This window comes from Acidocella aminolytica 101 = DSM 11237 (assembly GCF_900129125.1).
Classification (GTDB): Bacteria; Pseudomonadota; Alphaproteobacteria; order Acetobacterales; family Acetobacteraceae; genus Acidocella; species Acidocella aminolytica.
Genome location: NZ_FQVJ01000002.1, coordinates 73,573 through 92,925, shown reverse-complemented (window position 1 = coordinate 92,925; position 19,353 = coordinate 73,573). Strand labels below are relative to the sequence as shown.

The following is a 19,353-nucleotide window of genomic DNA, read 5'->3' as shown; positions in this document are numbered from 1 at the left end:
CTTTGCTCTTAACAACAGCCTATTGCAAGTGACTTGACATGACTATCATCTCCCGTTTCGCTCCCAGCCCCACGGGCGAACTGCATTTAGGCCACGCTTATTCCGCATGGCTTGGCCGTCAGCGTGCCGACATATGGCATCTTAGACTCGAAGATATCGATACAATACGTTGCAAACCCGCCTTTTCCGCCGCCATTCAGGAGGATCTTTCCTGGCTGGGACTTGCCTGGGACGGGGACATCCGAATTCAATCAAATCATTTCCCTGACTATACGGCGGCGCTGGAAACACTCCAGGCGGACGATTTGCTTTACCCATGCTTCTGCACCAGGGCAGAAATTGCCCGTGCACAGTCAGCTCCCCATGCCGTAGAGGGTGTTTACCCTGGAACATGCCGACATTTACCCCCGCAAGACCGGAAAAAACGCATAGAGTCGGGCCAAACCTATGCACTCCGACTGGACACTACTTTCGCAAGCCACAAGACTGGAAATTTAAGATTTTTCGATGAAAGCCTTGGTTGGGTCACGGCGGAGCCGCAACGCCTGGGAGACGTTGTGCTGGCCCGGAAGGATACGCCCAGCAGTTATCATCTCTGCGTTGTTCATGACGACGCCCTCCAAGGGGTGACGCACGTCGTCCGGGGGGACGATCTGCGCGAAGTAACGCATATCCAGGTACTGTTGCAAGCGTTGCTGGGCTACGCAACTCCTGTTTATGTCCACCACAAACTTCTCCTCGACGCTGCGGGTAAACGCTTAGCAAAGCGAGATAAATCCCGAACCTTGCGACATTTGCGCCAGCAGGGCGCCGATCCTGCGGCGCTGTTGCGGCAGTTTGAAAACATATAGCTGCCTCGCCTTGGCTATTACCGAATGGGTAATTTGGCAGGCGGGCATGTTTTGGAGTAAACTTAGCAGACTATCGGGTTGGAGATGAGTTCATGGGTGGTTTAAGCATCTGGCATTGGCTGATTGTTCTGGTTGTGGCCTTGCTGTTGCTCGGCGGCCGGGGCCGCGTAAGTTCAATGATGGGGGATCTCGGCAAGGGCATTAAGAGCTTTAAGCAGAGTATGGCCGAAGACGAGCCGGCAAAGCCGGAGCAGGACGCCAAAATGAGCGAACCGGGCGCTCTAAATGCTCCGCTTCCAGAGCAGAACAGCAAGACGACCGTCAATCACCAGGGCTGAGCATGGTTCCCGCTGATGTGGCTGAGGCGCTGGCGGAAGCCGGGCGGCGAATGGATTCGCATGGTTGGGTGCCGGGTTCCGCCGGCAACCTTTCTGCGCGTCTGGACGATAAACATATCGCCATTACCCGCAGCGGTGTCCATAAAGGAAGGATGGTCCCCCATACCGACATTATTGCTGTCGATTTTGAAGGTCAGCCTCTAGTCGATGACCAAAAGCCTAGCGCGGAAACATTGCTGCATTGCCAGCTTTATCGCCTGTTTCCTCCAGTGGGAGCTGTTCTGCACGGGCATTCCATTGCTGCGACCGTCCTTTCCCTCGAGGGGCCAATTACGTTCTCTAATTATGAGTTGTTGAAAGCCTTTGGCTTCACCACCCACGAACTTGATATCCCCTTGCCCGTTTATAACAACGACCAGGATATTGCCCGTTTGGCGCAGCTGATAGAACCTGACCTTCAAGCTGCTCCACCAATTGGGTATGTCATTGCTGGGCACGGCGTTTATGCCTGGGGTACGAATGTTGAGCACGCTTATTGGCGCCTTGAGGCATTGGAATTTCTGATCTCTTGCGAGCTGGAGCGGAGGCAAATGAAATGAGCCGTTTAATCGTTTACGAAGACCAGAATCCCGGTAAACCGATTTTTGACAGTACGGACCCTGCTCTGGTAGCCACCGAACTGAAGCAGATTGATGTTGGCTTCGACCGTTGGGAAAGCCCCGTTCAGCTTGCACAGGATGCGTCGTCCGATGCTATTTTGGAGGCTTACCGCCCTTACCTGGACGCTCTTATGGGTGAGACAGGCGCTGGCTCGGCTGACGTTATCAAGCTAACCCCTGATCATCCCCAGGCAGCTGCGTTGCGGGAAAAGTTCCTATCAGAACATACACATAGCGAACCTGAAATCCGCTTTTTTGTCGCGGGCTCAGGCCACTTTGTGATGCATGCCAGGGGCCGCGTCTATGATGCGTTCTGCGAGCAGGGCGATCTGATCCATGTGCCAACCGGCATCAAGCACTGGTTTGACGCCGGCCCCAAGCCCAGCTTCACGGCCTTGCGCGTATTTACCGATCCCTCCGGATGGGTCGCGGAATTTACCGGCGATGACATCTCCAGTCGGTTTCCGGTCGCGTGATTCACTCAATCATCACAGACATTGAGGGCACCACAACACCAATCAGCTTTGTGCATCGTGTTCTGTTTCCCTATGCGCGGGAGAGACTGGCGGGATTTCTTGCACAATCGCCTGACCATCCCGCTCTGGCGGACGTACCTGCGCCCAAGCTTGAAACACTGCTGGGCTGGATCGACCGCGACGAGAAGATTACTTCTCTCAAAACCATACAAGGCGAAATCTGGAAGCAGGGCTATGAATCCGGTGAGCTGCAAGGCGAAATTTACCCTGATGTCCCCCCTACCTTGCGGCGCTGGGCCCGTGCCGGAATCAGGCTTTTTGTCTACTCATCCGGCTCCGTCCCGGCCCAAAAGCTGCTTTTTGGACATACGCCGGAGGGGGACCTCACGCCCCTCTTTCAAGCTTATTTCGATACCCGTGTCGGGCAAAAGCGCGACTCTTCAAGTTACGCAGCAATAGCCCGCGCCATTGGCGGCACCCCTAAAGAAACGCTGTTCCTGTCAGATGTCGAGGCTGAACTCGACGCTGCCGCCTCTGCAGGTTTGGCCACATGTCAGTTGGTGCGCCCGCAAGATGCCCCCGTCCCAAGCAAACAGCACAAAACAGCCTCCGACTTCGATGGCGTTGCAAAGGCATTTGGACTGCCCGGCGCCTGAGAAACGCAAAAGGCTTCTCAGCCGTTTGTCTGAAAAGCTGAAAAACTCCCCGCTGATGCGGGCTTTTTTATGGGGCGCCCTTGCCGCCGCGGCCCTACCGCCCGTGCATCTGCTGCCGGTGCTTTTATTTTCTGTCCCTGCGTTGCTGCGCCTTACAGAAGAAGCGCCAAACTGGAAACGCGCAGCTTTTATTGGCTGGTTTTATGGGTTTGGCCTAGGGATGGCGGGGCTCTATTGGATTACGGAACCGATCCTCACAGAAGCCCAAACCTTCTGGTGGCTCGTGCCTTTCGCCGCACCACTGCTCTCAGCTGCAGTGGCTTGCTATACCGTGATTCCAGTTCTCGCTGCGCGGCTTGTGCCGGCTGGCCTGGGGCGCATCTTGGTGTTTGCCGGAGCCTGGCTTGCCTCCAACCTTGCTCAACAATTTCTATTTACTGGCTTTCCTTGGAATTTCTGGGGCACTGATTGGGCCATCCCCGGAGTTTTGGGAAATATTTTCCTGCAACCCGCTGCAACTATTGGCGTTTATGGGCTCACCCTTCTCACTGTGCTTCTCTCCGCCATGCCACTTTTCGGCAAGCGCGGGCTTGTCATCCTGGTTTTCGGCGTGGCTGCCTGGGGAGGTTACGGCTACCTCAGATTGCAGATCCCTGAACAAAATACCGCGCTCAAAGTTGCTCTGATTCAACCCGACTTTCAGGAGCCGCCTGACTATTCACGCCCCGCCCTTATCGCAAATTGGCGGCGCCTTCTAGAAATGAGTCACGCCGCGCTTCTCAATGGAGCGGGCGCTATCATCTGGCCCGAGGCTGCAAGCCCCTGGCTTTTGGCGTCCGACCCTGTCGCGCGCCAGCAACTTGCCGCCGTTACAGGCACCACCCCTGTGATTGCCGGCAGTTTGCGGATGGTCAGCCCCACTGATTTTCGGAATTCCATCGTTGTAACCGCGGGCCCGCAACCGCCTCTAGCCACTTATGATAAATGGAAGCTGGTTCCTTTTGGCGAGTACATGCCCAAATGGATCCCGATAAAAATCATTCCCAGCATGGTTGGCCGTGGCTTTACCCCTGGCACCGGCCCTAAAACCATTTCCAATATCCCCGGCGTCCCCCCTTTCGGGGCAACGATTTGCTACGAAGCAATTTTTACTGGGCAAATTATCAACGAACACGACCGGCCAGACTGGATTGTTAACGTAACTGACGACGCTTGGTTTGGTAATACCGCCGGGCCCCGCCAGCATTTCGCGGACGCAAGGCTGCGCGCGGTCGAAGAAGGGTTGCCACTTGTACGCAACGCCAATTCCGGCATCTCAGCGGTAATTGACCCCTTTGGGCGCGTGGTCGCCTCTATGCCCTTGAACTATCAAGGTGTTTTAGTCGCCAATCTGCCCAATCCACAGCCAGTTACAGTTTACGCGCGATGGGGGCTGCGTATCCCGTTTATGCTAGCGCTGACCTTTGTCTTGTTGGGTTTGATCTATGGAAACACGCGCCGGTTGTCTAACAAGTGATCACCCAACATTTGCGTCTATTTAATAATCCAATTTCAAAAGTTTTGTATTGCGTCGGTAGTTAACGCCTGTTAACTTGATCATGGGTATTGTGAATCAGCCTTTTTGATATTGTAGGTTGTTCATGGGAGCTTCCCCTCCGATGATCGGCGCAAAACAAATGGCGGATAAGATACCAGATGCTGGAGAGTTGAAGTTTTATGACTGTAGAGAAAGCTGAACGTCCGGAACGCGAAAGCCGCCCCAGTCCAATTGATATTCATGTAGGCTCCCGCATCCGTCTCCGCCGCACGCTGTTGGGCATGTCGCAGGAGCGGCTTGGTGATGCACTTGGTCTGACATTTCAGCAGGTCCAGAAATATGAGCGCGGTATGAACCGCGTTGGGGCATCGCGATTGTTTGATATTTCCAGAGTGCTGGATGTTCCCATCTCCTATTTCTTTGATGATATGCCCGAGGGCATGTCTGAAAGCCCGATTTCGGGCCCCCGCGGTCGGACTTATGGCTTTTCTGAACAACAAGAACCCTTCAACGCTGGCATTGATGATCAATTGACCAAACGTGAAACGCTTGAATTGGTCCGCGCTTATTATCGGATTTCCGATCCGACCATGCGTAAACGAATGTTCGATTTGATGAAATCCCTCGCAACTCCGGAGCCAAGCTTCGAGGCAAGCTAAGCACAAACAGGAGCTAGAAAATGGATCGGGGCTGAATTTTCAGCCCCTTTTCTATAGCCGGCAGGCCTTGCTCTGCCCAGCTCTCTTCTTAAAACGAGAAAAATTTGCTTTATTTATAAATATGAAACGCCATAGCGAGGAGATCTGACCCATGGGCAACCAAGAATTGAACCTGCCCATGCTGCAAGCCATGGCTGAGCGCGGCGAGATCGACACAATCATCATGGCGGCTCCTGATATGCAGGGCCGCCTTCAGGGAAAGCGTGTCATGCCCCGTTTTTTCTTCGAGTCCGTGGCACAGGACGCACTCGAAGGATGCGCCTACCTCTTAGCTACGGATGTCGAGTGCCAACCCATCCCTGGCTATAGTTTAATGTCCTGGGACCAAGGGTTCGGTGATTTTATTCTAAAACCTGATTTATCAACGCTGCGCTTGGCGGCATGGCAGGTTGGCGCCGCTATTGTACTTTGCGACATTGAACTATCCGGCCATCAACCAGCGCCCATGGCGCCACGAACAATTCTGAAGAACCAGCTTAACCGTCTCAAAACACATGGATTTACAGCCTGGGCAGCGACTGAGCTAGAATTCATCCTATTCAAGGACAGCTATGAGAGCGCTTGGGGCAATGCCTATCGAGACCTGACTCCTGCCAACCAATATAATAATGACTACTCGATCCTAGGTACAGCACGGGTTGAACCACTCATCCGCCGTATTCGTAACACGATGGAAGCGTCTGGCATCCAGGTCGAAAATTCAAAAGGTGAGTGCAATCTCGGTCAGCATGAAATCAATTTCCGCTACGGCCCCGCACTGACAGCTTGTGACAAACATGTAATTTATAAGGAAGCTGCCAAGGAAATTGCTGCTGAGGCCGGACAAGCCCTAACATTCATGGCAAAATTTAATGAACGCGAAGGGAATAGCTGCCACACTCACCTTTCCTTATGTGATGAGCAAGGGAGTTCTGTTTTTTTGGATTCCGACGGCCATTCGCCGTCCCGGCTGTTCCAGCAATTCATGGCCGGAATGCTACGCCATGCCGCGGAAATCATGCTGTTTTTTGCACCCAATATTAATTCTTACAAGCGCTATGTTGCGAGCAGCTTTGCCCCAACAGCTCTTGCCTGGGGAATGGACAACCGAACCTGTGCTTTTCGCGTCATGGGGCACGGAAAATCTATCCACATCGAGAACCGTCTCCCTGGCGGCGATGTAAACCCCTACCTCGCCCTTGCCGCAATGATTGCCGCTGGACTTGCCGGTATAGAGGGTGACTATGACCCCGTGCCTTTATTTATAGGAAATGCTTATGAGGCAGACCTTCCTAGAGTACCGCACACCCTAAGTGACGCGAGGCAACTGTTTGCCTCGAGTAAATTTGTTTGTACCGCATTTGGCGCGGATGTCGTTGCCCATTATTCCAACATGGCAAAGGTTGAAATAGACGCCTTCAACGCAGCGGTTACCGATTGGGAACGCTTCAGGTCGTTTGAACGCATGTGAGGCACGCCCAACCATCAGCGGCTCATGTATAACGAAACTGTCTTACAAAGGTTTTTGCATAATCACGACATCAAGCTCTCGATCAAATTTTGAACCGACTTTTCTGAGTGTGCCCGCGTGCTGGAACCCCAGACTGGCATGCACCCCGATAGAGGCCGTGTTCTCCGAATCGCCAATGAGAGAGAGCATCTGGCTAAACCCAAAGGCCGTCGCGGCCTCCAGCAGAGCTGCGACGATGGCCTTGCCAACCCCCTGCCCCCGGACATCTTCCCTGACATAGACGCTATCCTCAACGATTTTGGCGTAAGCAGCCCGGGCTCTGAAGGGACCGTAGTAGCCAAATCCCAGAATGCGCCCTCCTTCCTCTGCCACCACCCAAGCAAAGCCATCGGCTTGATTGGATAAAAAACGCCGATTCATTTCCTCAAGCGAAGGGGGGATATATTCAAAAGAGCCTGTGCCGTGGAGGACATGATAAGCGTAGATCGCCTGCATCTGCGCCAGATCATCAGCTGTTGCGTTTCGTATATTCATGCCCTGCCCTGTTACTCCATATTGAGGCCGCTAACCGCCAAAGCTTTGCCTCCAAAGGGGAAGCCGCGGGAGAGTAACAGAGTTTCATAAAAAGTTATAATTTAACGTTTTTTTGATTAACTCTTCTGCAATCGAACCCTGCCCCATAAAGTTGTGTTATAGGACGTTTTTAAGGCATAACCGTTTTGGGTCTCATGGGTAAAACCAGAAATCCGAGGCCGCCGCTTTTATAGAGGGTTGAGACCAAATGAACGATTCGCCGCACCCCCCAGAGTCTGGGCCTGAGGACATGCGGGAAACAGCCAGTCCTGATGTCGCTGTTCTTCATGACGCTCATCTCCACCTTAACCCACCAGATGAAGCCCGCTTGGCGGCTATTCTGAATGTAGCCAGATATCACGGCATAGAAATGGATATAGAGGCGCTCAAACTGCGCTCAGGTGATCCAGCCCCCAACCCGCCTGAATTAGTTCAGTGGCTACGTGAAGCGGGTCTCTGGGCCCGTGGCGTGAACATGAATTTTAGGCAGTTGATGAAAGTTAACACGCCTGATCCTATTATTCTCCTCTTGGAAGATGGTGGCGCTGCGCTCGTGGTCGGCCGAGATCTCAGCCGGCAAGTGCTGGTTCTCCGGGACCCCAGAAAACCAGCGTCCGCCGTTCCGGTGCTGGTTGACGAGCTACGGTTAAAGCAAGTCTGGAATGGCGCCACATTGCTTATCCGAGCAAGCCGTAAAGGCGCGATTGAAGAACAGCCATTCAGCCTCGGCCTTATCTCTCGGCTTGTGTGGAGCGACCGCAAAATTTTGCGTGATATCGCTATTACATCGGTAACACTGACTATTTTGAGCCTTGTCCCAATCCTTGTGGTGATGCGCACCATTGGGCAAGTACTCCAATATCACGGAACCGCAACGCTTAATCTCATCATTCTGTTGCTTTCTGTATCCATTATTTTTGAAGCGATCCTAACGTGGTCACGGAAAATGATGGAGGTGATACTGGCTACAAAGCTAGACGCCAGATTGAATCTCATGGTCTTTGACCGTCTGGTGTCGCTGCCGATTGATTACTTTGAACGCGAACAATCCGGTAAGGTGGCTTATCAGATAGCCCAGACTAACCTTATCCGTGAGTTTCTAACGGGCAAGTTGATGAATGCTTTCATTGACGTGTTCATGCTCATTTTTCTACTACCGATCCTTTTTTATATGAGCGCCACCCTTGCGTGGACTGTCTTGATCGCCGCGGCTTTAATTGCCGCCATTATTGCTGTCTTCCTGCGCCCAATGGCGATCATGACCGGCAGAATTATCGAAGCTGAATCTTCAAAGAGCTCTGTTTTGATTGAAACCATTTTCGGCATTCGTACGGTTAAGGCGCTAGCCTTGGAAAACACACGGGCCGCTCAATGGGACACCAGAGTTGCTGAAGTCGCCGATTTAAAAGTAGCGCAAAGCCGTTTGGCGAATTGGCCGACAACCCTGGCTTTGCCTCTTCAGAGATATTGTATGTATGGCGTCATAGTGCTCGGTGCCTACATCGCCCTACATTCACAAAACCCAACAGAAGGCTCAACGCTGTTTGGTTTCATGCTGTTGAGCGGCCGCGTTGCCGGGCCTCTCATCAGTTTGGCTGGGCTTCTTGAAGAAGTCGACAAAACCCGTGCCGCCGTTCTGATGGTTGGACAAGTACTTAATCGTTCAAATGAACGGCACGCTCTTACAAATGGTCTACGACCTCGTTTTGAAGGCTCAATCGAGTTCAACGATGTAACCTTCCGTTACGAAGGGTCTAAGACGCCTGCGCTCGACAAAATGTCGTTCAAAATTCCGGCAGGAACGATGCTCGGCCTCGTTGGTCGTTCAGGCTCGGGCAAGTCAACGGTCACCCGTCTTCTGCAAGGCATCAACAGAGACTACACTGGAGCGATCCGTATTGACGGTACCGATATGCGCGAGATCAACCTTCGGCACATCCGCAAAAATTTTGGCATGGTGCTTCAGGATAATTTCCTGTTCCGCGGCTCTGTCCGGGATAACATCATTGCCGGCCGCCCAGGCCTTTCATTCGAAGATGCTGTCCGAGCCGCAAGACTGGCCGGGGCGGAGGAGTTTATCGAACGCCTGCCGAATGGCTATGATACGTTTATTCAGGAAGGATCACCTAATCTTTCAGGCGGACAGAAGCAACGCTTGGCGATTGCGCGCGCTCTGATTTCAGATCCGAAAATCCTAATTCTTGACGAAGCGACCAGCGCGCTTGATCCGGAAAGTGAGGCGTTGGTGAACGCCAATATCAAACGCATCGCTGCTGGACGAACGATGGTCATCGTTTCTCACCGCCTCTCGTCCCTGCTAGACTGTAATCTGATTATGGTCCTCGATCGCGGTCAGACAATTGATATTGGTACACATTATGAATTAGTCGAGCGTTGTGCCATCTACCGCCATCTATGGTTCCAGCAGAACCGCCACCTTGCGCCTGAAGGGTTTGACGATGCCGAAGCTCAGCAAGCTATTACCTAAACCCTCCAGGAAGTCGCTTGCCGCAGCGAGTTCTAACGAAGGTTTGCCCTTGCCGGCTTTAGAGTTCCAGTCTCCAACATCAGCGGTGATCGCAACACCGCTGCCTCCTATCGCTCGTTCAACTAGCTATATCCTGGCTGGACTTGTTTTCTCCCTTTTGGTGATCGCTGCGATTGTCAAAGTAGACAAGTTGGTCGTGGCAACAGGCGTGCTCAATGCGGCAACACCCAATATTAGCGTGCAGGCCTTTAATTCGTCGTCCATTGTGCAGGATATAAAGGTCAGTTCCGGTGAAGTTGTAAAAAAGGGACAAATCCTGGCGACTCTGGATCCCACTTATACAGCTGCCGATCTAGCATCTCTAACACAACAGGAGCAAAATTACTCTGCTCAGGTTGCTCAGCTACAGGCACAGGAGGAAGACAAGCCCTACGTTCCTGACCCGTCTAATCCCTCGTCTGCTTTGATGCAGCAAACTTATAATCAGCAGATGGGGCAATATCACTACACGCTTGAGAACTATGATCAGCAGATCAAGCAGTTAGAAGCCCAAATTAAAGGGTATCAGCAGCAGGCCGATTATTACCAACAACGGTTGAAGATTGCCACCAAAGTTGAGGATATGCGCAAAAGGCTTCAGCAGCTTCAGGTTGGCAGTCAGCTCGACACAGAAGCAGCGACGGATGACCGCGTTAATATTCAGGCTCAGCTGGCTTCGGCGACATCACAAGCCGCTGCTGATGAGCGTCAGCTTGCTTCTGTGCAAGCTCAAAGAGATAGCTTTGCTCAACAATTCAAAGCCCAAACCTCTACTGATTTGGCAACAGCCCTCAATAACTTGGCGCAGGCGCGCCAAGGTCTGGCCAAAGCGCGTCTGAATCAGAATTTAGTTGATCTTCAGGCACCTCAAGATTCTATCGTCCAAAGCATCGCGCCTGTATCGATCGGTTCCGTTCTTCAGGCCGGCCAGGAGTTAATGGAACTTGCACCAATTAATGCTCCCTTTGTTGTTGAAGCCGATATTGATGCCGATGAATCCGGCTTTGTTCACGTTGGTGACAATGTTAACGTTAAGTTCAACACGTTAGACCCTCTCGAATATGGATCAGCCAAGGGCACGGTGGTTTCAATTAGCCCTGAAAGCATCAATCCGCTTGATCAACAGAGCAACTCTGCCATGAATGCCCCCCTGCCAACAACGCCGAGAGCGCTTTACTATAAGGCCAAAATCTCCCTGGACGTAATCAATCTACACAATGTACCTCAGGGCTTTCGGCTAGTACCAGGAATGCCTTTGGAAGCCGATATTGTTGTTGGCAAGCATTCCATTCTTTCTTACTTCTTCTCTCGCCTTGCACCCGTGGCCTATGAGAGTCTGCATGAGCCTTGAGATAAAATGAGCGCCAAATTTTCCATTACCGACAAGTTCTCGGCCCGCACACCCCAAAAAGCCCTTGAGCGCGCCAACGAATTGGCCGCCCAGGGAGAGCATGAACGTGCATTCAAGCTTTATGCTATAGCTGCGGAGAAAGGCGTGACCGCTGCTCAGCGTGAGCTGGGCCTGTATTACCTGCGCGGTGATGTCTCGGGCTTCCGGAGCGCGGTGGATGCTGCGCAATGGCTTACAAAAGCCGCTGAAAAAGGCGACACCAAGTCACAAAGTGAGCTAGCCGCGCTTTATGCTGGCGGCTTTTCGGCCAAGTCCGCCGATGAACTTTTTTCTGAAGCAAAAACTGAAAATACTGATTTTAAAACCGCGTTAAAATGGGCTTTATTAGCGGCGGAAGCGGGCAATGCTGATGCTCAAGCGCTGGCAGGCTTTCTGTACACAACCGGCCCTCAAGACATTAGGGATATCGACCGCGCCAAACATTGGTACAGCAAAGCAGCTGAAGCAGGCATACCACAAGGGCATCTCGGGATCGGCACAATTCGACTGCTTGAAGCAACGACGGATGAACTTACCTTTTCTGCCGTTGAACATATTCGTTTTGCCGCTGAGGCTGACCTCGCAACCGGCCATTATTACCTCGGCCTGATCTATGAAAAAGCCATTGGCGTTCACGCGAATCTCGGCAAGGCAGCTTCACATTATGAGCAAGCTGCTCAAAAAGGTATTCGTGACGCCAAATTCCGCTATGGCATAATGCTGTTCAATGGCATTGGCGTTTCAGAGAATAGAACCGAAGGTGAAACTTGGCTGCGGCGCGCCGCGCTTGAAGGCGAACCTGAAGCAGCCGCACTAATTGGTGAACTTTATGCCCGAGGCAGTGATGGATTGCCGCCCAATTACGCTGAAGCCACAAGTTGGTATAAAATTGCCGCTGATGCAGGGCACCAGCAATCCGCCAGGACGCTAGGTCTTCTGTACATGACCGGGGTTGGCGGTGGCGCTGTTCCACGCGACCCGGATGAAGCGGCAAAGTGGCTGAAAATTGCGGCAGAGAAGGGCGACAACGTCGCTCAGTCCGACCTCGCCACTTTGCTTCTGAGGAAAAAGACTAACCCCAACATAACTAAGGCACCTCCAATCCAGGATTGGTTCGAAAAAGCTGCCGAATCAGGTGATGCGATTGGCGCCTATAATTTTGCCGTGTGCTTATCCGAAGGCATAGGTGTGGAACGCGACGATGCCCGGGCAGCGTATTGGTTCCGCCGCGCGGCAGATAACATCGTTAATGCGCAATATCGTTATGGGCGCCTTCTCGCCGAAGGAAAAGGCGTTCAGCAGGATCTAGAAGAAGCTCGGCGTTGGCTGCAGGAAGCTGCCGACAAAAACATGCCGGAAGCGCTGCTTGACCTTGCGTCCTTGAGTCTACAAGGCCTTGGAGGACCAAAAGACGATGATATTGCCCGGCAGCTATTCGAACGCGCAGCCGCTCAAGGAAATGCAGAAGCCATGTTTGCGCTTGGGGCTCTTTATGGCGGCGGGCATGGAATCGAAACTGACCGTGAAAAATCATTGGCATGGTATCGGCAGGCTGCATCTCTTAAACACCCAAGGGCGACGCTTATGCTTGGGAGGTATCTCCGCATGGGCATTGCGACTGAGCAGAACATCGAAGAAGCCCGGAGTTGCTTTAATTTCGCAGCCAAAGCCGGTTTAGCTGAAGCCGAAGCTGAATTATCAAGTCTACCTCCACCTGCCGAAGCCGCAGAATAAGGCCAACTCGGCCTTATGACATTGTCGAATCGCACCAACTATATTGGTTCAGCAACTGAAGCCTATTTACGCGGACTGGAAGATGGTCCCGACAGTCTATTTTGGCTTAAGCGCGCCCGTAGACTGGCACCTGAAGATCCGCGCATCTTGTTGGATATAGCCCGCAGGGAATTGTCCGCCGGCTATCCAAAAGCTCAATCCGCATATGAGAATTTTCAGCATCTATCCGAACAGTATGACATCGCGCCTGTATGGATTGGTCTGGCCATCGCTGCGCAAATGCTCGGTGACGCCGCCTCCGCTGCCCGGGCTCTACACTCTTTCCTGACGCGCCACTGTTTACCAGACGACCCGAGTTTTCCAGGATTTGCTCGCGATATTGCCATCTCTGCGGGCTATGATGGCTGGCAAGGCTATGAAGCTGACTGCACTTTGGTTTCTGAAGGCAGCGGCCGCCTGCTGGGTTCAAACCCAGACTTAACGGCCTTGACGCAGGTGGAAGGGCTTGTTGAATGGAAAAAATCTGGTCTCCGCGGCTGGGCAGCACGCACTGCATGCCCTGACTATCCACCACACCTGATACTCACAGATGAATGCGGCGAGACCCTAACGGTGAAATGCGGCAGCCCATTACCGTCGGACGAGACAGCACCTTTCCTTGTCCGATACAAATTCAACATTCCCTTCACCAGGCTCAAGGATCTAACACCTCCTTTCAAGCTTTCTGGGGTTAAGGGAAAGCCTTTTATGGGCTCGCCCATAGATCCTCGGTCATACCAAACTATTCCTGTTGCTGCTGAAAAAAGAGGTCCCTCACTTAGAAAGCGTCCACCCAAAGCTCCTCTCGCTCTTGTTATGCCTGTCTATCGCGGGCAGGAAGAAACGCAGGCTGCGATCAAATCTGTTCTTAAATACGCCCCACCTGAAACACGTTTTATCGTGGTAGAAGATGCTTCTCCGGACCTCAGTTTGCGCAACTGGCTTCAGCGCCTCGCCCAAACCAAGAAGATCGAACTTCTTCAGCACGCTGAAAACCAAGGATTTTGCGGCGCTGCAAATACTGGCCTTTCTGCGGCTAAGGGCCATGATGTTCTTCTTTTGAACAGTGATATTTTGATGTCTGAGTCCGCGATTCAGACAATGCGTGAGGTTGCTTACGCTGATCCCGCCACAGGAACCGTAACACCTCTCTCAAATGAGGCGACAATTTGCAGCTATCCAGATCCACGCAAAACCAACCCAATGCCAGATCAGGCACAGACCAATCTTCTGGATAGATTGGCAAAAAAGGCAAATGGCTGTGCCGCTGTGGAAATTCCAACCGGCGTAGGTTTCTGCCTTTATATCAGACATGATTGCTTGGACCGCACTGGGCTTTTCCGGAAAGACCTCTTTGCCCAAGGTTATGGTGAAGAGAATGATTTTTGCCTGCGCGCCCGGCATATAGGTTACAACCATAAGGCAGCCATGGGCGCTTACGTTGCGCATAAAGGCGGCGTCTCCTTCAAAAGTGCCACAAAAGCTCTCAACCATCGAAATTTGACGATCTTGAACAATCTGTTTCCGGGTTATCAGGATTTGGTCATGGCCCATATAGACAGCGACCCCGCCAAGCCCTTCCGCTCAACCTTGGACAAAGCCAGGCTGCTCCATCAGCAGGGCAAACGCTCGTCGGTACTTTTGATTAGTCATGCTCATGGCGGTGGTGTGGCTAGGCAAGTTGATCGCGTTGCTCAGAACTACCGCGCTAAAGGAATTACGCCGCTTATTCTGACAACCAAATTTCCTGCTAATCCATCGCGTACTAAATACCCTTGGCCTTCTCTGCTCTCTGCTGGGGAAGCTGGCGATTTCCCGAACTTGTCATTTGTCCTCCCAGAGGCCATGGTAGAATTGCTGACGTTGTTACGGCAACTCAAAACCACCAAGGTGGAACTCCACCACATGCTCGGCCAACATGAGACAGTACGCGGCATTGCTTCTGCGCTCGGCGTTCCCATGGACGTAGTGGGACATGACTACGCCAGCTTCTGTCCTAGGGTAAATCTACTGGCTCCCCCAAGTGGCAACGCCCCACGGCGCTACTGCGGCGAACCCGACATCTCAGGATGCGAAACCTGCTGCCGGCAAAGCAAGGTCGACCTACATGAACGCATCCCGGTCAAGCGTCTGCTGGCGCGTTCAGAACATGAATTCGCATCAGCAGACCGTATTATTGTGCCATCAACCGATATGGCCCGGCGCCTTTCTCGTCACTTTCCTAAAATTCATCCACAGGTAATACCGTGGGAAGACGATACGCTCCCCATGACTTTAAACAAGCCTCGCTCTGGTCCACGGCGCATCGGAATATTAGGAGGCATAGGCTATTCTAAAGGTTTTGATGTCCTACTTGAGTGCGCTCAAGACCAACAAAGGCGGCAACTTCCGTTAGACTTCATTGTTATCGGCAGTAGCGCCGATGACGCTAAACTTCTAAAATGTGGCGTCAAAGTGACGGGTTTTTATAAGCCTCATGAATCTGAACTATTAATCCGTGAAAGTGCCCCTGACTTGATTTTCCTGCCTTCAATTTGGCCGGAAACGTGGTGCTTTGTTCTTAGTGAGGCTTGGCGAGCGGGGCTTTATACCGTGGTATTTGACCTTGGCGCCCAAGCTGAACGCGTTCGCGCAACCGGACGTGGTGCCATTTTACCCTTGGGCCTGCCACCAGAACGGATAAACAACTCTTTGTTAAGCGTAACATTTTAAGTCTCGAACCCCGGAAATGGTCTGGCAACTTTTTGCAACTTAAGTTACTTGTTCTCCGGTTTGCCTGCGCAGTTGCTTTTGCTGCAATATGAGCAAACAGGTAGATAAACCGCCCGCTAAGGAAATAAGATGGCCGCTGCTAAAACCGCCTCCGCTCTCTCCAATAAGGCACCGGAGACAGCGCCCAACAGGCGAAACCAAGCGCCCAGGTTCAGGAGTTGAAGGTTACCGGCCATCTGATGGCTCTGCCCCCCGGCCTTTTCTGTTTTGTAAACGAGATGAACCACAACGCTGCTTTGCATAACGGCTTACCGGGCGTGCGTGTTTCCCCTCCTCCCATCGGCGGGCAAAATGTTGAAATTTCAGGATTTCGTTCGGATGGTTGGCTCAATGCGGAAGGGGATGCGGTACTTGTCCGCATCAAGAACCAGCCTTCACAGGTCCTGGTAACCATTTACCAGCTCGCTAACCTGCCGGACGCCTCGCCTAAGCTCCAGGTTCGTCAGCTATTGGGTGAACCCAATATCGCCGCAAACTCCGGGCCGACGACCAAAAACGATACCTCCAATCCTTCCTCTGCTAAAAACGCGAACATTGTGGCGCACATCCAAACGCGCGGCGATGTCGGAGGAGCGTTTGGCGAGTGGATTGGTGAAAAAGGCAGCAAGAACTGGATTGAAGGTTTTACCGTTACCTCCCCCGAAGGCATTGCTGCTGAAGATCTGACATACCAGGCTGTTCTTGGTCGCGGGTGGCTATCCCCCTGGGTGGAAGCCGGTCAATATTGTGGTTCACGCGGCATGGCCCTCCCCTTGCTTGGCCTGCGCATTCGCCTGAGCGGTGCGGCAGCGGAGAAATACGACATTAGCTATTCGGCCAGCTTTGTCGGCGGTGCCTCATCCGGGCCAGTTAGTAACGATGAAACCTGCGAAGCTGAGACCTTAGCGCCGCTCGAAGCATTCCAGGTTACCCTCACCCCGCGCGGACGAAAAACCGGTAAGTCCAGGAAGTAATAGCGTAGAGGCAGCCGTGAACTTTCTGTTCGTTCACCAGAACTTTCCTGGGCAGTATATCCATTTGCTGAGAAACCTCCTGGCCGATAATGCGGCTAGGCCGGGAACTCACGAAATCGTCTTTATGACGGAGCCTAACCAAAACTATATCGAGGGTGTCAGGAAGGTTACTTATTCCCGCCCGCCGCCGCCGCCTCAGGCCCTGGTTGCTACGGCACGGGAATTCGAAATGGCATCGGTGCGCGCTCAGGCTTGTTATAATGGCGCGCTTCAAATCAAGGCGCTTGGCTTTAAGCCAGACATAATCATCGGACATCACGGCTGGGGTGAAATGCTGAATTTGTGCGATGTCTTTCCTGGCGTTCCAATCTTGGGATATTTTGAATTCTACTATCGCATTCATAACTCAGACGTGAATTTTGATCCTGAATTCCCGATGGAAGAATCGCGGTTCGGGGTTGTTAGAGGCAAAAATACGATCAACCATTTGGCGATCGGCCTTGAGCAATGGGGGCAAACGCCTACTCGCTGGCAATATGATACGTATCCAGAATGGGCCCGGCAAAAAATCAAGATTATCGAAGAGGGTGTCGATCTTGATATCTGCTCACCTGACGCTGCGCTCTATAAAAAGACCGTTAAAGTTGGCCCATTAAGCGTCAGCCCCAGACAAAAACTGCTGACATTCGTCTCACGGAATTTGGAGCCCTATCGCGGGTTCCATACCTTGATGCGCGCCTTGCCGGAAATTTTGAAAGAACGGCGTGATCTCCTCGTTTCCATCGTTGGAGGAGATGAGGTGAGTTACGGTGCTCCACCTCCTAATGGCGGCTCATGGAAAGACGTTCTGCTTAAAGAGGTCGGTAACAAGATCGATCTTTCCCGCGTGCATTTCATGGGCAAGGTCAAGTACGATGACCATTTGACACTTTTGAAGCGTTCAAATGCGCATGTTTATCTTAGCTACCCATTTGTCGCGTCTTGGTCACTGCGTGAATCTTTAGCTTGCGGCTGCCCGATTATTGGCGCTGATAGCGTTACGGTCGCTGAGTTCATCCAGAACGAGCAAAACGGCATCCTCACACCAACCTTGGACTCGAATAAATTGGCGAAGAATGTCCTGCGCGTTCTCGGTGATACCAAACTGGCATCCAAACTAAGAAAAGGTGCCAGGGCATATGCTGAGGCAAATCTCGGCATGGACAACTATATCCAGCGATACCGCGCTTACATTGAGGAAATTGTCGGCAAGAAGATGCTGCCCAAGACGAGGCCCACACCCGCTTCCGCCCGGGCTACACGCAAGCCTGAAAGGGCGGCAAAAGCGGGCTAAAACTCCGCCTGCGGCGTCTTTTGGCGCCGCAGTTCCCTATTAGCGGCAATAATCGCCGCCAGAGTAATGACAGTTGCGATAATAAGGTACAAAGCTGGACTGCGCGGATCACCCGTAAGAGCAATCAGCCACGTAAAAATGAAGGGCGCCGTGCCGCCAAACAGTGCAATACCAATTGAATAGCCGGTTGAAAGACCAACTCCCCTTCCGCGTATTGGAAAGACCAGCCCCATAAACCCATTCAGTGGCGCTATATAAGGCAGTGCCACTAGGTTGAAGAGAACCGGCAGGCAAAACAACGTAATACCCCCTGGCCAATGCTCCAAAATCGCAAAAGCCGGGTAGCTTAGCGCCGCCATCAATACGCAAGACAGCACCATATAAAGACTGTTTTGCCCTGCATCGAATAGCCTGGCAAAAAGGAGCCTGAATGGGACAATGGCCATCAAAATCATATAAAGCAAAAAGATATCCGCCAATGCGGTATGGGCCTGCATATGTAGCTGATTGGTCGCATAGGTCGGCAAATAGAGCGCCAGATAAGTTTGGACCGTACCAATTGCCACCATACCCGCGGCAATAATAATCGGTCCGAAGGGCACTGGATCCCGCTTCAGCGATACTTTTTTCTGTTCTTTAAAAGAAGGCGCATCCTCGAGCTTTCTGCGGAGAATCAAAACAGCCAGACCTGCGACAGCTCCAAGTCCAAATGCAATGCGAAAATTCTGAATTCCAAACCAGCCTTCTGTATGGAAGGATAATATCCAAGCAACACCCGTCGCAAGCAAACCTGCTACATTCTGGCTGACGCCTTGGAAACTGGCAGCATGGGCCTCTTGGCCCGCTGAATGTTCAATCATCAAAGCCGTGGAACTGCCAAACTCGCCACCAAGAGCGAAGCCCTGCACCAATCTGGCAACCAAAATACCTAGAGGTGCCACCAGACCAATCTGATTATAGCCAGGCCACAATGCCATCATCAGCGAGGCAAAACTCATCAGACAAACAGCCACGATCATGCAGAACGCCCGCCCCTTGGTGTCAGCGAGCTCGCCAAGAAGCAGCGCACCAACCGGCCGGGCAAAAAACGAAACACCAAACGCGCCAAAGGTCAGCAGCAAACGGCTTGTCTGATCGTGTCCTGGGAAAAACGCTTGCGCCAAAGCGTTTGCAAAAAAGCCGTAAACAATAAAATCGTAAAATTCTAACGCATTTCCCGCCGAAGCCGCGGCAATCATTTTTACGCGTGCCCAACCACTTTGCTGCATCACCATCAAACCATGTTCCTTGTTGGCTCATTGATATATGGCAATGGAACAGTTTGGATGCAAAAACGGCGCCTTACA

At 52.3% G+C, this 19,353-nt stretch carries 16 protein-coding genes; 14 read left to right on the top strand and 2 right to left on the bottom strand.

Features of this window, described 5'->3' with window-relative positions:
• The first annotated feature begins 38 nt into the window (after positions 1-38).
• The 8 genes from gluQRS to BUB54_RS01490 all read left to right on the top strand — a co-directional run bounded on the left by gluQRS (position 39) and on the right by BUB54_RS01490 (position 6,686).
• Positions 39-851, top strand: a complete 813-nt coding sequence (gluQRS, locus tag BUB54_RS01525) for a tRNA glutamyl-Q(34) synthetase GluQRS (RefSeq protein WP_048877763.1) — start codon at positions 39-41, stop codon at positions 849-851.
• Positions 852-943: 92 nt separating this feature from the next.
• Entirely contained in the window at positions 944-1,189 is a 246-nt protein-coding gene (locus BUB54_RS01520; RefSeq protein WP_048877762.1) for a twin-arginine translocase TatA/TatE family subunit, read from the top strand.
• A gap of 2 nt (positions 1,190-1,191) precedes the next feature.
• Entirely contained in the window at positions 1,192-1,788 is a 597-nt protein-coding gene (locus tag BUB54_RS01515) for a methylthioribulose 1-phosphate dehydratase (protein ID WP_048877761.1), read from the top strand.
• Positions 1,785-2,324: a 1,2-dihydroxy-3-keto-5-methylthiopentene dioxygenase gene (locus BUB54_RS01510; protein WP_048877760.1), complete on the top strand. Its 540-nt coding sequence runs from the start codon at positions 1,785-1,787 to the stop codon at positions 2,322-2,324. The genes BUB54_RS01515 and BUB54_RS01510 overlap by 4 nt, the downstream gene beginning before the upstream one ends.
• Positions 2,321-2,980: an acireductone synthase gene (gene mtnC, locus BUB54_RS01505; protein WP_048877759.1), complete on the top strand. Its 660-nt coding sequence runs from the start codon at positions 2,321-2,323 to the stop codon at positions 2,978-2,980. Before BUB54_RS01510 ends, mtnC begins: the two co-directional genes overlap by 4 nt.
• A 55-nt stretch (positions 2,981-3,035) precedes the next feature.
• Positions 3,036-4,496, top strand: a complete 1,461-nt coding sequence (gene lnt / locus BUB54_RS01500) for an apolipoprotein N-acyltransferase (protein ID WP_073211152.1) — start codon at positions 3,036-3,038, stop codon at positions 4,494-4,496.
• A gap of 200 nt (positions 4,497-4,696) precedes the next feature.
• Positions 4,697-5,176, top strand: coding sequence for a helix-turn-helix domain-containing protein (locus tag BUB54_RS01495; protein WP_048877757.1), 480 nt, complete (start codon positions 4,697-4,699; stop codon positions 5,174-5,176).
• 151 nt (positions 5,177-5,327) lie between these two features.
• On the top strand, positions 5,328-6,686 hold the full coding sequence (locus BUB54_RS01490) for a glutamine synthetase family protein (RefSeq protein ID WP_048877756.1): 1,359 nt from the start codon (positions 5,328-5,330) through the stop codon (positions 6,684-6,686).
• A gap of 42 nt (positions 6,687-6,728) precedes the next feature.
• Here the strand turns inward: BUB54_RS01490 and BUB54_RS01485 are convergent, their stop codons facing one another.
• A complete protein-coding gene (locus BUB54_RS01485) occupies positions 6,729-7,220 on the bottom strand; it encodes a GNAT family N-acetyltransferase (protein ID WP_048877755.1) in 492 nt (163 codons plus the stop codon).
• A 247-nt stretch (positions 7,221-7,467) separates the two neighbouring features.
• On the opposite strand from BUB54_RS01485, the gene BUB54_RS01480 reads away from it, so the two are divergent.
• From BUB54_RS01480 to BUB54_RS01455, 6 genes are all read left to right on the top strand, one after another.
• Entirely contained in the window at positions 7,468-9,747 is a 2,280-nt protein-coding gene (locus tag BUB54_RS01480) for a peptidase domain-containing ABC transporter (RefSeq protein WP_241869313.1), read from the top strand.
• Positions 9,719-11,137, top strand: coding sequence for an HlyD family type I secretion periplasmic adaptor subunit (locus BUB54_RS01475; protein ID WP_073211135.1), 1,419 nt, complete (start codon positions 9,719-9,721; stop codon positions 11,135-11,137). Before BUB54_RS01480 ends, BUB54_RS01475 begins: the two co-directional genes overlap by 29 nt.
• Before the next feature lie 6 nt (positions 11,138-11,143).
• Positions 11,144-12,910 (top strand): tetratricopeptide repeat protein, encoded by a 1,767-nt coding sequence (locus tag BUB54_RS01470; RefSeq protein ID WP_073211132.1) that lies wholly within the window; start codon positions 11,144-11,146, stop codon positions 12,908-12,910.
• Between the two features lie 15 nt (positions 12,911-12,925).
• Positions 12,926-15,661, top strand: a complete 2,736-nt coding sequence (locus tag BUB54_RS01465) for a glycosyltransferase (protein ID WP_048877753.1) — start codon at positions 12,926-12,928, stop codon at positions 15,659-15,661.
• A gap of 218 nt (positions 15,662-15,879) precedes the next feature.
• A complete protein-coding gene (locus BUB54_RS01460; protein ID WP_052948296.1) occupies positions 15,880-16,674 on the top strand; it encodes a hypothetical protein in 795 nt (264 codons plus the stop codon).
• 16 nt (positions 16,675-16,690) lie between these two features.
• Entirely contained in the window at positions 16,691-18,007 is a 1,317-nt protein-coding gene (locus BUB54_RS01455; protein ID WP_082075583.1) for a glycosyltransferase, read from the top strand.
• On the opposite strand, the gene BUB54_RS01450 is transcribed toward BUB54_RS01455, so the two are convergent.
• Positions 18,004-19,281 (bottom strand): MFS transporter, encoded by a 1,278-nt coding sequence (locus BUB54_RS01450; protein ID WP_048877752.1) that lies wholly within the window; start codon positions 19,279-19,281, stop codon positions 18,004-18,006. The two genes, BUB54_RS01455 and BUB54_RS01450, sit on opposite strands and share 4 nt — an antisense overlap.
• Positions 19,282-19,353: the final 72 nt, after the last annotated feature.

Excerpts from the sequence above, each read along its gene's own strand:
- gluQRS (WP_048877763.1), top strand. The coding sequence starts at position 39 with ATGACTATCATCTCCCGTTTCGCTCCCAGCCCCACGGGCGAACTGCAT.
- BUB54_RS01520 (WP_048877762.1), top strand. The coding sequence starts at position 944 with ATGGGTGGTTTAAGCATCTGGCATTGGCTGATTGTTCTGGTTGTGGCC.
- BUB54_RS01515 (WP_048877761.1), top strand. The coding sequence starts at position 1,192 with ATGGTTCCCGCTGATGTGGCTGAGGCGCTGGCGGAAGCCGGGCGGCGA.
- BUB54_RS01510 (WP_048877760.1), top strand. The coding sequence starts at position 1,785 with ATGAGCCGTTTAATCGTTTACGAAGACCAGAATCCCGGTAAACCGATT.
- lnt (WP_073211152.1), top strand. The coding sequence starts at position 3,036 with ATGCGGGCTTTTTTATGGGGCGCCCTTGCCGCCGCGGCCCTACCGCCC.
- BUB54_RS01495 (WP_048877757.1), top strand. The coding sequence starts at position 4,697 with ATGACTGTAGAGAAAGCTGAACGTCCGGAACGCGAAAGCCGCCCCAGT.
- BUB54_RS01490 (WP_048877756.1), top strand. The coding sequence starts at position 5,328 with ATGGGCAACCAAGAATTGAACCTGCCCATGCTGCAAGCCATGGCTGAG.
- BUB54_RS01485 (WP_048877755.1), bottom strand. The coding sequence starts at position 7,220 with ATGAATATACGAAACGCAACAGCTGATGATCTGGCGCAGATGCAGGCG.
- BUB54_RS01480 (WP_241869313.1), top strand. The coding sequence starts at position 7,468 with ATGAACGATTCGCCGCACCCCCCAGAGTCTGGGCCTGAGGACATGCGG.
- BUB54_RS01475 (WP_073211135.1), top strand. The coding sequence starts at position 9,719 with ATGCCGAAGCTCAGCAAGCTATTACCTAAACCCTCCAGGAAGTCGCTT.
- BUB54_RS01470 (WP_073211132.1), top strand. The coding sequence starts at position 11,144 with ATGAGCGCCAAATTTTCCATTACCGACAAGTTCTCGGCCCGCACACCC.
- BUB54_RS01465 (WP_048877753.1), top strand. The coding sequence starts at position 12,926 with ATGACATTGTCGAATCGCACCAACTATATTGGTTCAGCAACTGAAGCC.
- BUB54_RS01450 (WP_048877752.1), bottom strand. The coding sequence starts at position 19,281 with ATGGTGATGCAGCAAAGTGGTTGGGCACGCGTAAAAATGATTGCCGCG.